This is a genomic window from Capnocytophaga ochracea DSM 7271 (genome assembly GCF_000023285.1).
Lineage (GTDB): Bacteria > Bacteroidota > Bacteroidia > Flavobacteriales > Flavobacteriaceae > Capnocytophaga > Capnocytophaga ochracea.
The window spans coordinates 791,605-805,874 of sequence record NC_013162.1 but is presented as its reverse complement, the minus strand read 5'-3'; the positions used below and the strand labels follow the sequence as shown (position 1 = coordinate 805,874).

General features: G+C 39.9%; 21 protein-coding genes. 20 read left to right on the top strand and 1 reads right to left on the bottom strand.

The window, feature by feature from the left end:
* Positions 1-54: 54 nt before the first annotated feature.
* From COCH_RS03305 to COCH_RS03295, 3 genes are all read left to right on the top strand, one after another.
* Positions 55-357 carry a hypothetical protein gene (locus COCH_RS03305; RefSeq protein WP_015781925.1) on the top strand — a complete coding sequence of 101 codons (303 nt, stop codon included), beginning with the start codon at positions 55-57 and terminating at the stop codon, positions 355-357.
* A gap of 148 nt (positions 358-505) precedes the next feature.
* Positions 506-1,009 carry a host-nuclease inhibitor Gam family protein gene (locus tag COCH_RS03300; RefSeq protein WP_015781924.1) on the top strand — a complete coding sequence of 168 codons (504 nt, stop codon included), beginning with the start codon at positions 506-508 and terminating at the stop codon, positions 1,007-1,009.
* A 123-nt stretch (positions 1,010-1,132) separates the two neighbouring features.
* Entirely contained in the window at positions 1,133-1,336 is a 204-nt protein-coding gene (locus tag COCH_RS03295) for a hypothetical protein (protein ID WP_041546650.1), read from the top strand.
* Positions 1,337-1,356: 20 nt separating this feature from the next.
* Here COCH_RS03295 and COCH_RS03290 read toward each other — a convergent pair whose 3' ends face one another.
* Complete coding sequence (locus COCH_RS03290; RefSeq protein ID WP_015781922.1) at positions 1,357-1,629, bottom strand: hypothetical protein; 273 nt, start codon at positions 1,627-1,629, stop codon at positions 1,357-1,359.
* 228 nt (positions 1,630-1,857) lie between these two features.
* On the opposite strand from COCH_RS03290, the gene COCH_RS03285 reads away from it, so the two are divergent.
* From COCH_RS03285 to COCH_RS03205, 17 genes are all read left to right on the top strand, one after another.
* On the top strand, positions 1,858-2,421 hold the full coding sequence (locus tag COCH_RS03285; protein ID WP_015781921.1) for a hypothetical protein: 564 nt from the start codon (positions 1,858-1,860) through the stop codon (positions 2,419-2,421).
* A 134-nt stretch (positions 2,422-2,555) separates the two neighbouring features.
* Positions 2,556-3,728: a DUF2586 family protein gene (locus COCH_RS03280; RefSeq protein ID WP_015781920.1), complete on the top strand. Its 1,173-nt coding sequence runs from the start codon at positions 2,556-2,558 to the stop codon at positions 3,726-3,728.
* Positions 3,729-3,844: 116 nt separating this feature from the next.
* Positions 3,845-4,261: a hypothetical protein gene (locus COCH_RS03275; protein WP_009411049.1), complete on the top strand. Its 417-nt coding sequence runs from the start codon at positions 3,845-3,847 to the stop codon at positions 4,259-4,261.
* 99 nt (positions 4,262-4,360) lie between these two features.
* Positions 4,361-4,651 carry a hypothetical protein gene (locus COCH_RS03270; protein WP_009411050.1) on the top strand — a complete coding sequence of 97 codons (291 nt, stop codon included), beginning with the start codon at positions 4,361-4,363 and terminating at the stop codon, positions 4,649-4,651.
* 194 nt (positions 4,652-4,845) lie between these two features.
* Positions 4,846-6,459, top strand: coding sequence for a tape measure protein (locus tag COCH_RS03265; RefSeq protein WP_015781918.1), 1,614 nt, complete (start codon positions 4,846-4,848; stop codon positions 6,457-6,459).
* Positions 6,460-6,462: 3 nt separating this feature from the next.
* On the top strand, positions 6,463-7,059 hold the full coding sequence (locus COCH_RS03260) for a DUF6046 domain-containing protein (RefSeq protein WP_015781917.1): 597 nt from the start codon (positions 6,463-6,465) through the stop codon (positions 7,057-7,059).
* Positions 7,059-8,024 carry a phage late control protein gene (locus tag COCH_RS03255; RefSeq protein ID WP_015781916.1) on the top strand — a complete coding sequence of 322 codons (966 nt, stop codon included), beginning with the start codon at positions 7,059-7,061 and terminating at the stop codon, positions 8,022-8,024. Before COCH_RS03260 ends, COCH_RS03255 begins: the two co-directional genes overlap by 1 nt.
* Positions 8,021-8,512, top strand: a complete 492-nt coding sequence (locus COCH_RS03250; protein ID WP_015781915.1) for a hypothetical protein — start codon at positions 8,021-8,023, stop codon at positions 8,510-8,512. Before COCH_RS03255 ends, COCH_RS03250 begins: the two co-directional genes overlap by 4 nt.
* A gap of 63 nt (positions 8,513-8,575) precedes the next feature.
* The gene (locus COCH_RS03245; RefSeq protein WP_015781914.1) at positions 8,576-8,797 is read left to right on the top strand and encodes a hypothetical protein; all 222 of its coding nucleotides are present in this window, start codon (positions 8,576-8,578) and stop codon (positions 8,795-8,797) included.
* Between the two features lie 28 nt (positions 8,798-8,825).
* Positions 8,826-9,137: a hypothetical protein gene (locus tag COCH_RS03240; RefSeq protein ID WP_002674113.1), complete on the top strand. Its 312-nt coding sequence runs from the start codon at positions 8,826-8,828 to the stop codon at positions 9,135-9,137.
* Positions 9,137-9,448 carry a hypothetical protein gene (locus COCH_RS03235; RefSeq protein WP_015781913.1) on the top strand — a complete coding sequence of 104 codons (312 nt, stop codon included), beginning with the start codon at positions 9,137-9,139 and terminating at the stop codon, positions 9,446-9,448. Before COCH_RS03240 ends, COCH_RS03235 begins: the two co-directional genes overlap by 1 nt.
* A gap of 28 nt (positions 9,449-9,476) precedes the next feature.
* Positions 9,477-10,319 (top strand): hypothetical protein, encoded by an 843-nt coding sequence (locus COCH_RS03230; RefSeq protein WP_015781912.1) that lies wholly within the window; start codon positions 9,477-9,479, stop codon positions 10,317-10,319.
* The gene (locus tag COCH_RS03225) at positions 10,316-10,810 is read left to right on the top strand and encodes a hypothetical protein (protein ID WP_015781911.1); all 495 of its coding nucleotides are present in this window, start codon (positions 10,316-10,318) and stop codon (positions 10,808-10,810) included. The genes COCH_RS03230 and COCH_RS03225 overlap by 4 nt, the downstream gene beginning before the upstream one ends.
* Before the next feature lie 6 nt (positions 10,811-10,816).
* Positions 10,817-11,674 (top strand): hypothetical protein, encoded by an 858-nt coding sequence (locus COCH_RS03220; protein WP_015781910.1) that lies wholly within the window; start codon positions 10,817-10,819, stop codon positions 11,672-11,674.
* 17 nt (positions 11,675-11,691) lie between these two features.
* On the top strand, positions 11,692-13,023 hold the full coding sequence (locus tag COCH_RS12355) for a hypothetical protein (protein WP_015781909.1): 1,332 nt from the start codon (positions 11,692-11,694) through the stop codon (positions 13,021-13,023).
* A gap of 172 nt (positions 13,024-13,195) precedes the next feature.
* The gene (locus COCH_RS03210; RefSeq protein ID WP_041546908.1) at positions 13,196-13,696 is read left to right on the top strand and encodes a glycoside hydrolase family 73 protein; all 501 of its coding nucleotides are present in this window, start codon (positions 13,196-13,198) and stop codon (positions 13,694-13,696) included.
* A 6-nt stretch (positions 13,697-13,702) separates the two neighbouring features.
* The gene (locus tag COCH_RS03205) at positions 13,703-14,233 is read left to right on the top strand and encodes a hypothetical protein (RefSeq protein WP_015781907.1); all 531 of its coding nucleotides are present in this window, start codon (positions 13,703-13,705) and stop codon (positions 14,231-14,233) included.
* Positions 14,234-14,270 lie beyond the last annotated feature (37 nt).

Here is a 14,270-nt window from a genome sequence, read left to right as displayed (position 1 = left end):
TGATGCAAAAGTGAATAGTAAAGTGAAAAATAACAAATAACAAAAAAAATTACAATGAATAGATTTTTAGAATATACCCAAGCGCTTGCTCTTGATAGTTTTTTGCAGGTGCTTACTTTTGAGGAAAGACTACAAACCTCACAATACCGCGCAGGACGTACGGATGAGGTACCTGCTCGCGTGCAAGAACTACAAACGTGGGTGGAACAGAACGGTTGGCGTGCCCCCATCTTTAAATACGACGAAGAGCGACACCTGCTTTGGCTAGACGAGCAAAGGGAGTGGCAACCAGTAAGAAAACACCCGCTTTATAAGGTAAAAGATAAAGCCAGCGAGGGCTCACAGCTGGGTATGTGAGTAAAAGATAAAACTGGCGATGGGCTAAAGGTAGGGTAGGGGAGAGAATTTTAGAATTAGTAATACCAATCAAGGGATGGGTTAACAAATTGATTATGAACCTCTCTCTATTTACATTTAAAATTAACGATTAAAAAACAATACAAAAATGGCAAGAACAAAAAGAATAATCCCTACTGGGGTAACTAAAACACAAATGGAGAATGCTTTTTCTACTTATGCAAAGGCAGAGGCGCGAATGAGTAAAATAAATGCGTTGATAGAGAAGCAAATTGCAACGATACGCAATAAATACACGAATGAATTGGCGACTCTTAAAGAAATAAAAGACACCAATTTTGATGTATTACAAGCCTATGCATTGGCAAATAAAGACAGTTTATTTGTTAAGAAGAAATCACTCGACAGTTTGCACGGTACCATAGGATTCCGCACAGGTACGCCGAAACTGAAAACGCTAAAAGGTTTTACGTGGAATACGGTAACAAACCTGCTGAAAGAATTTTTGCCTGCTTATGTGCGCATAGCCGAAGAACCAGCAAAAGATAAGCTACTTGCTGAACGCAACAATACGCAAATAGCTGACTTCTTTCCAAAAATAGGAGTAGTGGTGACTCAAGATGAGACTTTTTTTGTGGAAGTGAAGGCTTAGGTAATAGGCCCCAGGTCTCAGGCAATAGGGAGTGAGAAGCAAAGGTGAAAAAAAAACTTTGGTAGAGTTGAAAAAAGCTCTACCAAAGTTGGCAAAAAGTTTAACATTTAAAAAATGAAACATATGAAATGTGATAATACACAACAGCGCAAAGAGCGCTTGCAAAAACGCAATGAAAAAGTGCGTCAACTTTTTGAAGAACTGAGCGCCAAGCACCCTCAGTGGAAGATAGATGCTCTTGTAGAGGAGGTGGCAAACATTATGTTTTTATCACCTCGTACTATTGAAGCAATACTTTATTTTCAGGGCGGTTATGCCGAAAGATAGTCCCCACAAAGGGGGAACTATTAGTCTATCAGCAGTGAGCTCTGAGGGGTAAGGGTTACGTTTTTCACGGGTATACCGTCGTACTCCAATTGCTTTTTTACCTCAATAAGCATTTCGGTATAAAGGTCGTCGGCGAGCATTTGGGCAATACCCACCCCCACTTCGGGGTGCTCTTTCCACTGTCCTTTTTCGGCAGTAAGAATAGCTTTTTGATGTTGGGGCTCAGATAAGCCTACTTGAAAATCACCTTCAGCAAGGTGCAAATCGTTTTTGATTAAGAGTAAATCTTTCATTTTACACATTTGTTATTTGTTGATAGTGCAAAGGTCGTACATATAGATGAGGTAAGGAAAAAGACGTTCAACGCTTGTACCAAATTAGTACAATGGTTGGGGAAAATAAGTACAAGGCTTGTTTGCCGATTTTCAGAACTGAAAAAACCGCCGGAATTTTGCACCGTAAAACAAACGATAGAAGTGCACTTACAATTAAAATAATGTATAACAAAAAAAATTAAAGAAATGGGAAAAAGTAAATCAAACTATGCCATTACAGGGCTTAGTGGTAAAGTAGGGAAAGTGTTTGTATTTCGCCAACGCGGAGGAGAAACTATTGTCGCGACCCCTCCTTCACACACCAAAGCTCCCAGTGCTTCTCAGAAAGCACAACAAGAGAGATTTGTACGCGCTTCGGCATATGCCAAAAACGCTTTGCAAGACCCTTCGCTAAAAGAGGATTATACAGCAGAGGCTAAAAAGCGCAGGAATGTATCGGCTTATAATATGGCGATGACTGACTATTTGCGCGCTCCTAAAATTACCCATATAGACCATTCAGGCTATACAGGTAGTGCCACAGGAGAGAAAATAATGATAGAGGCGGGTGATGCTTTTAAGGTCGTAGCTGTGAAAGTGCGTATTGAAGACCACGATGCTACTCTTGTGGAAGAAGGTAGCGCCACTCTTGTACAGGGCAAATGGGTGTACACCACTACGGTTACTAATACCTCGCTTACAGGTGATAAAATAATAGTAACCGCTACTGACCGCCCTGGTAACAATTCTAAAAAAGAGGAAAGCCTTTAACGATTGAGAGTTAATAGAGAACAGTTGTTTTTAACTATTTTGCCTTTTTATTAGTAGAGTTACAATTAAGGATATAATAAGGGAGGGGTAGGGGGACATTTATTAAATAATTAACAAAAACACATAATTAAAAAATGGGATTACCAAAAGTATTATTTAACATTGCCAAGGATGGTATGAACCGTACAGGCAATAACATTCAAAAAGTTACTGGTCTTATTATTACAGGTAGTGGAGTAGCCAGTAAGGTAGAACTCGGGAAATCGTACCAAGTATTTTCCTTAAACGAAGCCGTAGCATTAGGTATTTCGGAGGCTGAAAACGCTTTTGCTTACAAGCACATTAAAGCATTTTACGAACAAGCTTCTACGGGTACACCTCTGTGGGTAATGCTCATATCGGACGCTACGACTATGACCGCAATGCTTGACAAAGATGGTGCTTTTGCTCCAACTCTTATAGCTGATGCCAAAGGTGCTATTAGGGTATTGGGTGTGGTGAAAAAAGCAACTGGTAGCGAAACTATCACCGCGGGCTTAGATACTGATGTACAAACAGCCGTAGTGAAAGCACAAGCTATTGCTGAGCACTTTGAAAAGAAGTATATGCCTTTTAGAGTAGTGGTATCGGGCAACAGCTGGAACGGCAAAGTAGCTGACCTTACTAATTTTTCGGAAAACGAACTCAACAAAGTGGCTTGCTTTATCGGTAATGACGATAAGGAAAAAGAAGCATCAGTAGGTTTGTTCTTAGGCAAAATGAGTGCTATACCCGTACAGCGAAAAATTCACCGCGTGAAGGACGGTAGTGTATTGCCATTGGTGGCTTATTTTACTGACGGAACTACTATTGACAGCAAAGCTGACCAGTGGGACGCCTTAGACGACAAAGGGTATATTTTCTTTCGTACCTTTGTAGGGCGTTCAGGCTACTATTTTTCAGGAGATAATACGCTTACCAAACCTACTGATGATTTTAAGAGTCTCAGTAGCGGATTGGTAATGGACAAGGCGTTACTTCTTGCTTATGGGGCTTTGGTAGAGGAATTAAGCGATGAGGTGTTACTTTCAGAAGAGGGAAGCATTCACCCTGCTATTATCAAGAGTTGGCAAACCAAGTTGGAGAGCACTTTGCAGAGCGAAATGGTTTCGAAAGGGGAGCTATCGGCAGTGAACATCAATATAGACCCTGAACAGAAGGTGTTGCAAACAGGTAAAGTGGTAGTAGGATTAAAACTCCTTCCTGTGGGTTATGCTGATTTTATTGAGGTGAATATTGGTTTTACCACGAAGAAAGAAGAAAATTAGGTGCGAGGTCGTAGCACGACAGATGCGAGCCGCATAGGCAGGAGCGAGTCGCACAGACAGACGTAGCACGACGAGCGGGAAATTAGCAAATTAATAAATTAATAAATTAGAAAAAAATGGGAACATTTAGTAGTAAACAGTATGCGTGGAGCGATATTTCGATTGCCTTTGGAGGGCGTATTATTGCCGGGGTGACAGAAGTAGAATACACTGAGAAAAAAGAGAAATCAGCGCTTTACGGACGTGGGAGTAAACCTTTGAGCATTGTAAGAGGTAATCACAGTTTTGAGGGGAAGTTGAGCATTTGGCAAAGTGAATTGGAAGCAATGACGCGTGATGCCAAAAACAACGACATTCTGAACCTTAACTTTGACTTGGTTGTTGCTTACGTGCCCTCAGAAGGTGGACAAATAGTAACCGATATTCTCAAGAATGTGGAATTTACAGAAGTGAAAAAGGCGATGAAGCAGGGGGATAAAAATATGGTTGTAGAGCTTCCTATTATCTTCACTGATGTAAAACGCCAATCGTAGGTGTGAGCCACAGTCGTAGCACGACAGCCAAGTGTGAGCCACACAAGCGAGTGTGAGCCACACAGGCGGGGAAATTAGAAATTAGCAAATTGATAAAAAATGGACGTAACAAAAGAACAAATCAAACAATGGAAAGCCAAGTACAAAGAAGTATTTGTATTGCGAGTAGATGACAAAGTGGCATACTTGAGAACGCCTGACCGCGCTACCCTGAGTTATGCTTCGACATTGGCAACGAAAGACCCGATGAAGTTTAATGAGGCTATCCTTACCAACTGTTGGTTGGGAGGAGATGAAGAGATTAAGACCGATGATGCACTTTTCCTTTCGGCAAGCAGTAAGCTTGGCGAATTGATACAGATTAAGGAAGCTACCCTGGAAAAGCTTTAAGCAGTGCGGAAATTGACGAGCCTCGGGATTGGTTGCGTATTACCAATGCCTCACTGCGTTACTATATGCACATTGCCAATCCCGATGCCCTCAATGATACTGAGTGGGCTATGCGAGTGAAAGAACTGGAATGGATTCGCCAAAAGGAGAGCGAATCGTACGGAGAATAAAAAAGTAAAGAAAAAAGTTTATAAATGGCAGAAAATCCAAAAAACACGATATCTTCTTTCTTTGATCAGACTAAAAGGTTAAAGGAGGTGGTTAATAACATTATAGACCCTATCTCGTCTTTACAGAAAATATTTAAGCAAGGTTTTACGGCAGACACCCAAAAGATGAGTCTGGCTACTTTTGTGCAAGGTAATATGCAAAAGGCACAAGAAATACATCAGAATCTCACACAATACAGTGGGCAAACGGCTTATGAAGTACCATCGCTTGTGAAGGCTCAAGAGAGTTTGATGGGAGCAGGCTTGCTTCCTGAAGGAGCATTAGGAATGCTCAAACAAATAGGAGATATTGCCTTGGGGGATAGCAAAAAGATAGAAACCTTGGCTACTGCCTTTGCCAAAGTGACCACACAAGGGAAGTTGCAAGAAGCTATACTCACACAGATGCAACAGGCAGGATTTAATCCTTTGCAAGTGATAAGTGAGCGTACGGGCGAGACTATGAGCTCTCTGCAAGAGCGAATGGACAAAGGAAGAATTTCGGCAAGAGAGTTGGCTGAGGCTTTCCGATGGGCAACCGACGCACAAGGAGATTTTTATCAAGGAGCTGAGAATGTGAACAGCACTCTACAAGGCAGGTTTGCAGTTTTAATGGCTTCGATACAATCTATAGCTGTAAAAGTATATGAGGTTATAAGTCCGTTGCTGATTCCGTTGGTAGCACTTTCTACGATGGTATTTGGAGCTTTGAATGACGGATTGAGTTGGTTTATCCAAAAGCTTCAAGAGGGTAACCCCATAATCCTTGGTATTGCAGGAGTGTTAGGAGTATTTATTACAGCTATTACATTGCATAACACTTATATGGCTATTGCTGCGGCGTGGCAGAACCGACTATCGTGGGCAGTAATTAAAACGAACCTAGCTTTTTTAGCTAATCCTATTGTATTGATTATAGCAGGTATTGTGGCTCTTATTGCTATCATCACTTATTGTATTGTAGGCGTGAGCGGTTGGGGCAAAGCGTGGGATAACACTGTGCAAGGAATGAAATACTTGTGGGAAGCTTTTATTCTCACCTACAAAGCCCATTGGAATACGGCGGTCAATGCTTTTATGGCAGGTATAGACCTCTGTAAGTTGGCTTGGTATAAGTTTAAAGAGGCTGTAGGTTTGGGGGATAGTAAAGAGAACCAAGCGATGATAAGCCAAATACAAAACGACTTGCAAGAACGTGCCAAATCGGTAGCAGAAGGCTATAAGAAAGCAGGTGAGGCAGGAGCTAAAGCAAAAGAATATTTTGGTAAAGCGTGGAACTCTTTGGAGTTTAAGAGCCTTTCGAGTGTGAAAGACGGGCTAATGGGCAAGTTAGGCATAGGGCAAACGGGACAAAAAACAAGTCCGTTAGCAACACCTATTGCCAGCACACCTTTTTCAGAGATGGGTAATAAAACCAAAGATAATATCGTAACGGGAGGTACCCGTCAAACGCATATCAACATACAGATAGGCAACTTGGGCACGGATACCAAAGTGTACGTATCATCGGTACGGGAAGGGGTGGAAAACTTTGGGGCGCAACTGAAAGAAGAGCTTTTGAGAATTGTGAACAGTGTAAACCAAATGCAAACAGTGTAATTTATGGAATTTGATATAAAAGAACTCACCGCACGGGCTTTTTTGGACTATGTAGGTCCAGCATTCCCGCAGTGGTGGGCAAACAATAAGACAAAATTTGTACTGCCGAGTTTGTCTAACATTAGTGAGGCACGCAGTAATGGCAGTCAGTATTTTATGACGTTAAAAGTGGCTGATAAATCGGGGGAGCAAACGATTTTCCCCAATGAGCCTTTGGTGAGTTTTTCGCTTACTAAAACCATTGTAGAAACGGCAACGGTAGGCAAACAACGCAAAGGTAAGGTCAAGGAATATATCACTACTGAAGATTGGCAAATTACCATAAGAGGACTGTGTGTAGACCCCAAAAATCCCGATCAATATCCTACGGCACAAGTACAAAGCCTTAACAAATTGTTTGAAAAGAATGAGAGTTTGGAGGTGATAGGCAATAAGCTCTTTACTCTTTTTGACATTGGTAACATCGTGCTCAAAGATATTAGCTTTGAGGAAATGGAAGGCAAAGAAGGTATACAGAAGTACACCATTAAAGCTGTATCGGATATGGACTTTTATGCGGAATTAGACGAGAAACGAACCCAACTTAACAAGATATACTAATGTTTGTATTACAAGCGATTATAAAGATAGGTGATTACACTTTTAGAGCAGTACATAACGTTAAAATCACCAAATCGGTAGACGAATTGGCGGACACCTGTACGATTGAACTGCCAACCCATTTTAAAGTAGCCAAAGGGGGCGAAAGCCTTTATACTGAAAAGGCTATCAAGGTGGGTGACAAAGTGAGTGTTACCCTTGCTTATGAGGGTGTGTATAGCGGAGTGGAGTTTGAAGGCTATGTAAAGAAGGTTAAACCGAGCATTCCTGTAAGCATAGAGTGTGAAGACGCTATGTACTTACTTAGACGTAAAAATATCAGCAAGTCGTGGCAAAAAACAACACTTAGAGAAGTATTGCAGGAAGTTGTGAAGGACACGCCCATTGTGCTGGCGGACAATATTCCAGAAATACAGTTAGACCAGTGGATTATTCGCAATGCGAACGGTACGCAGGTATTGGAGAAGCTGAAAGAAGAGTTTAGGCTAAGCGTGTTTATCAATGATGAAGGCAAGCTGTACGCAGGACTTTCAGAGCTTACCAATATAGGGCAAACGGCACGCTATGACCTCAATTATAACATTGTTGCCAATGATTTGGAGTATAGGACTAAGGAGGAACGCAAACTGAAAGTACGTTACACTTATATCGACAAAAATAACAAAAAGAAAACAGTGGAAGAGGGCGACCCCGAAGGTGAGCTAAGAACCTTTCATACTTCGGTAGTGAGTGAGGAACCTAAGTTACGAGAAATGGCAAGAGCGGAGATGGAAAGGCTGAAATACGATGGCTTTGACGGCTCTATAACAAGTTTCTTGGTACCTTTTGCGACGAGGGGTATGCAAGCTCATATGATAGATGATGAATTGAAAGAGATAGACGAACGTTACTTTATTAAGAAAGTAGAGATTACCTTCGGACGTAATGGCGCACGTCGACAAGTAACCATAGGAGCAAAATTATGAGTATAGACAGAGAATTAGCAGAAGGGCTTAGGCAGATAGGAAGACGCAAAACACCTACCATAGCCGTAGAAGTGGTATCGGTAGACAAAGAAAAGGGCACGTGTGAGGTGAAGGACGACGAGCTACAATATACCGTGCGCTTAGCTTCGGTGATTAACGATAATGCTGAGCGGTTTTATCTCTTCCCCAAAGAGGGGAGCAGTGTGTTGATAGCTTCGATAGGGGAAGACGAGAACCGCTACTACGTGGTGGCTTATAGTGAGATAGAGAGCGTGAGCTTACGTATAGAAGAAACACAGCTTACAATAGACAAAGCAGGCTTGCACTTGCAACGCGGGGAAGTGAATTTAAAAAGTCTTTTAAACGAGCTTCTAACGGAACTTAAAAACGCGGTGATACAAACACCTTCGGGTGTAGGGAATTTTTCCCCGAACAACGTGATGAAGTTTGAGGAGATTAATAATAAGATAAACAAATTATTACAGTAATCAGTAGTTAGTAGTCAGTTGCAAGTACTTGCAACTGACTACTAAAAACTAAGCACTAAACTTATGGCATTAGATAAACAAGCACTAAAAGCAGGGATTATACGCCTGCAACAAGAAATGCTTACTAAAACAGAAGCAGGAATGGAAGAATATGCCGAACGACTTGCCTCTCTCATTGAAGCTTATGTAAAGAGTGGAGAGGTAATAGTGCAAACGGGCATACCTGTACTGGCAGGCACTTATACAGGAGTTACTACTGGTATGGGAAAAGGAACGATTAATTAGTAGATTAGTAAATTATCATAATAACACAATGGGAATAATCATAGAAGGACTTAAAGAGCATTTTGTATCGTTTATAGGAATGGTACTATCGGGAGTAGTGGGTTGGTTCTTTGGTAGACCTAAGCAACGTATGGAACTACAGACCAGCGAACTTGAGAATGTGGATAAAGCCGTGAAAATCTATCGAGAAATGATAGAAGATTTAGGGGCTAAATACGCAAGTGCTATTGAGGAGCTCAAAAAAGCAAATCAGCGTATTAAAGATTTAGAAAACTCTGTTGAAGGGCTATTAACTGAATTAAAGAAATACAAGCAACTAAATGGAAAATCAAAAGAATAATGCAAGTAGTAGTTTTACATAATCAGAGTCTTTTAGACCTTGCTTTACAGCACACAGGGACTATTGAAAGCATCTTTGAATTGGCAATGCTCAACAATTTGAGTATTACCGATGATGTGTTAGCAGGAAAAGTATTAACAATACCTACAGAATCATTCACTAATAAAGATATTTTGACCTACTACATCGCAAAGAAGATACAGCCTGCAACTGCTTTTACGCAAGAGGACAAAAGAATAAGCGAACGCCAAGAAGGTATTAGCATATGGGCGATAAACTTAGATTTTGTCGTGAGTCACGACGGACAGTAATTATTCACTTTTCACTATTTACGGAATTATGGCACGTACAATACAAGAAATACAACAGATTATCTATAATGCGAAAGAGCGAGAAGAAGCTCTAAACGGACTTAACTCAAACTCAAGAGTAGCTATATGGCGACTGTGGGTTTATATTATCTCGGTAGCTATTTGGAGCTTAGAAAAGTTATTTGACTTACATAGGACAGATATTGATAAACGCCTTACTGAATTAAAACCTCATACTGCACGGTGGTATAGAAGTAAAGCACTTGCCTTTCAGTATGGTTTTGACCTCTTACCCGACAGCGATAAGTTTAACAACAAAGATAAGACAAAGGAACAGGTAGAGGCGAGTAAGATTATAAAATACTCGGCAGTGGTGGAGAGTAATGACGGTAGGTTGATAGTAAAGATAGCCACTGAAAACGGGGGACGATTACAGCCTATTACAGCAGATGAACAAAATGCCTTTAGCGGTTATTTATCAGAAATTAAAGATGCTGGAGTACGCACTACGGTTATTAATTATCTGCCTGATAAGCTTGTTCTGAACCTTGATGTGTATTACGACCCGTTAGTATTAGATAGTAATGGAAGCGATGTGCTTTACGGCAAACGCCCTATACAAGAAGCCATAGAGGGTTATCTTAAAAACTTACCTTTTAACGGTGAACTTATTGTAGCGCACCTTGTAGACGCTTTGCAACAAGCCAATGGGGTGAAAATACCCCACTTAAAAGAACTCAAAACAGCGTGGATAGACCCCGAGACCAAAGGCTATGGAGCATTACAAAACATAGGAGTTACCCAAATACCGCAAAGTGGTTACTTTGAGGTAGACTGGAATGCTTCACAAATAAAATACATCACAAAATGATATTTAATTTCAAAATAGAAAAATTGGTCATTCTACTTATACCTTCTTTTTTGCGAAAGGCAAGAATGGTAGGATGGATAAGAACGCTTAGTGCTCCTATCAGTCAGTTGTATTATGACTTTATTCAGAAGAGATATTTGGATATTAAGAAACTTGGACTGAATGGGCAAGTGTGTTACTTACGCAAAGCGCTAAATGATGCATTCGACATTGAGCAACGGCGCATACGCATATGGGACGGCAATCAGTACAAAGGACAGTATCTTTATACTGAAGGAGAACAAAAACCGAAGTTTTTAGGGACTATGTATTTACATCGTGAGGTAGATTACAGCGATACAGGAGTAGACTTTATCGTAAAAATACCTTTGGAGATATGGGAGGCGAAGAAGATTCCTACAAGTGAAATAGGTAAGTACCGTTTCTTTGAGATAGAAGCCCTAATAGACTTTTACAAATTAGCAAGTAAACGATATATTATAGAAGTATAGAATATTATGAACAGTATTAATGTAAACCAAACGGGAGGTTTCCCACTAACTACCGATGTATTAAGTTATATGCAGAATGCTTATAAGATATTCAATGCAATGAGTGGTATTTCAGGAGATTTAATTATTCTTTCGGGGTGTGAAGTAGTAGGGAACACGGTGTCAGACGGAGTAGTAGCCATTGAAGGAGAAATATACCCTTTTCAGGGTACGACACTTGGCTCTCACGTATTCATTAAGGAAGTGAATACATCTAAAATTTTTGAAGACGGCTCACAGAAAACAGTGCTTGTGGAGAAAGTAGCTACTTTTGGCAGTAGTACAAAGAGTTATCCGTGGGAGAGCTTCAGACGAGTGTTAAACAACAGACAAATAGAAGAGAAATCTTTTACAGAAGAAACCTCTTTGCTGAAACGCTTGGAGAAATTAGAAGAGCACGTAAAGAAAACGGTACCCTTGGGGTTGGTGGCAATATGGGGAAAACCAGCTAACATTCCTTTACCAGAAGGCTGGCGAGAGTATGAACCTTTACGAGGAAAATTTCCCATAGGAAAATCTAATATAGGAATACAATTAAGTAATCTTATGAAATATAAATTACACGAAATAGGTTATGCAGGAGGTGAGTTTGAACATCAACTTACTATTGACGAAATGCCAAAACACAACCATAATTATAAATACTCTAACCTTGTAGTAGGTGTATATGGCGATGGTGCCGAAGAAAATGGAGGTAGTGGAGGATGGATGCTGAATCTCAATAGAATGCCTGAAACCCATACATCCAATACGGGTGGCGACCAGCCTCACAACAATATGCCTCCATACCGTGTGGTACAGTTTATTGAATATGTAGGATTTTAATTTAAAAACTAAACGATATGACAGCAATAGAAACTTTAAAGCAGTGGTTTTCTAACCTTAAAAAACCAACGCAAGAGCAATTTTGGGCTTGGCTAGATAGTTTTTGGCATAAGAGCGAGAAGATACCAATGGCAAGTGTAGAAGGCTTGGATAAACTCGTAGAAGGTACAGCTTCAGCTGAACAATTGAGCAATCACCTAAACGATACACAGGCACATAAGGTGTTATTTGACAAAAAAGTGGACAAAGTAGAGGGGAAAGAATTAAGTTCTAATGACTTTACTAACGACTACAAACAAAAGTTAGACACTCTGCAACCTACTGATACTTCAGAACTATTACCAAAAGGAGGATACGAGGGAACGGGCAAGGAGCTCAAAGACGCTATCGACAGTCTTCAAACCAAAATGGGTCAGGTAGAGACGACCCTCTCCGTAGATGACACCGACTTTGACACCCTGCAGGAAATCGCAACCCAAGTGAAATCTAATAAAAATCTTCAAACATTACTTACTAAAAAAGTAGACAAAGAAGACGGGAAAGGGCTATCTTCTAACGATTTTACTACACCGCTAAAGAACAAGTTAGAGAGCCTAGGGTTCTTTGAAGAGAGAAAACCACTGCTTAACTTTGGTGTAGGTGACGAAATAAAAAAGTATTACCTAACGGAATCTTATCCTGATGGCGATATTGATATAACTGCTCTACCCAACGGTTCTGCAGTAGAGATTTATAATTTTAAACCTGTTCCTAAGACAATAAAGGTAGATAAATTCTTTGGAGACCCTCCTATTATTGGTGCAAGAGGTTCTAAAGTACTACTAAAAAAGCTCAATGACGGTACTGTTTTTATTGAGCAATTCGATAAAGATATAATTGTTGAACCATTTTCAAAAACAGACTTTTCTAATTATTACATAAAATCTGAGTTTAATAAAGAAGTAGAAATTTCTTTTCAAATGTCAGGTTATGAAAATTTTTATTATGTAGCAGTCCCTTTAAAAGATATTCAAACAGATGATAAAAACATTTGTTTTTCTTTTGAAAAAGAACCTATAACTTTGAAAAAGCAAAATAATCTTTCATCACACTTATCTTTATTAGCAATTGTATTATCTCAAGATATAGAAGGTACTGATAATATGAATAAATTTACCCTTAATTATCCTTTTAATTCGAGAATGACAATTGAACTTCCAGCGGAAGCAAAAAGTATTTATATGATAAAATATGCTCTATTATGTTATAGTATAAAAGGATATATATCAAATGTTGAAGAAGGAGGGGGATATGTTTCTGTCGTTTTCAATGCTCCAATAATTAGTACTAAAAATATTTATAAACTCTAAAAAAATGAGAAAAAACATCATCAAATTATTTACTCTCAGCTATATAGTGCCTTTCGAAAAAACAACCAAGAGCTCAACTCCCTCCACTAATATTATCTTTTCGTTAATATTCATCATAAGTCTAGAAGGCAACGGCTATAGCCCTCGCTCTATATTCACATTAATTAAGCAAATGAAAGAATTTATAACAAAATACAAGCTTTACGCACTCGAGACTCAGCGTAAAACGGGAATATCACACCTATTTATATTGGCACAATCGGCATTAGAGACGGGCTGGGGTAAGAATGTGCCCGGTAATATGATGTTCGGCGTGAAAGCTAGTAAGGATACGCCTGCAAGTAAGAAGCAGTTAGTGCGTACTACGGAGGTACTTTCTGTGCCTATGGTAACAAAGGGACTTTTTCCTGAGATTATCAGCATTACTAAGCGTGCGGACGGCAAATATTTGTACGTGGTGAGGGATTGGTTTAGGAAGTACGATACCCCAGAAGAGAGTTTCACTGACCACGCTCAATTCTTCATCAAAAACGAACGCTATGCAGAGGCATTGAAAGTGAAAAGTGACCCCTATAAGTTTGCAGAGGAGGTTGCTAAAGCGGGTTACGCTACCGCTCCTAACTATGCGGATACTTTGAAAAAAGTGATTAAAATGATTGAACAAGCGAAATAAATATGTATGAAAAGATTTTTATTATTGATGTTACTCCTTTTGTCAGTGATTGGTTGCAGAACCAAAAAAGTAGAAACCTACACACAAAGGCAAGTCCAGAAAGAGCACTTTATCACCAATAAAGATAGCTCCCAGCTCTTTGTTCATCAGTCTCATAAGTCTGAATGGTTTGACCTGTCTGCCACGTCTTTCGAGATTGAACTCGAAAACGACAAAGACAGCCTTGGCAATGCTAAAGAACTCACCTATACCCACACTCGGGACGCTAATAGAGAGACTATAAGGGTACGCAATGGCAAGGTAAAGATTAAAGCTATCAGAGCCCATTCTAAGAGCTTACAGCAGGCTGATACTACTCTTTATAAGCAATCCTACGCAAGTGTTCAAAATGAAGTTCGAAAGCACGAAATACAGCAAGCTGAGCAAATACGAAAGCACACCCAAAGTACACCATTAAGGTATATTCTTTGGTTGTTACTGCTCGTAGTTTTAGCTTATGTATATTGGAGATACAAGCGTTTTAAACAGAAGATTTAAAACTTAAGTAAAAAACGAGCTACTTCATCGCGAGGTA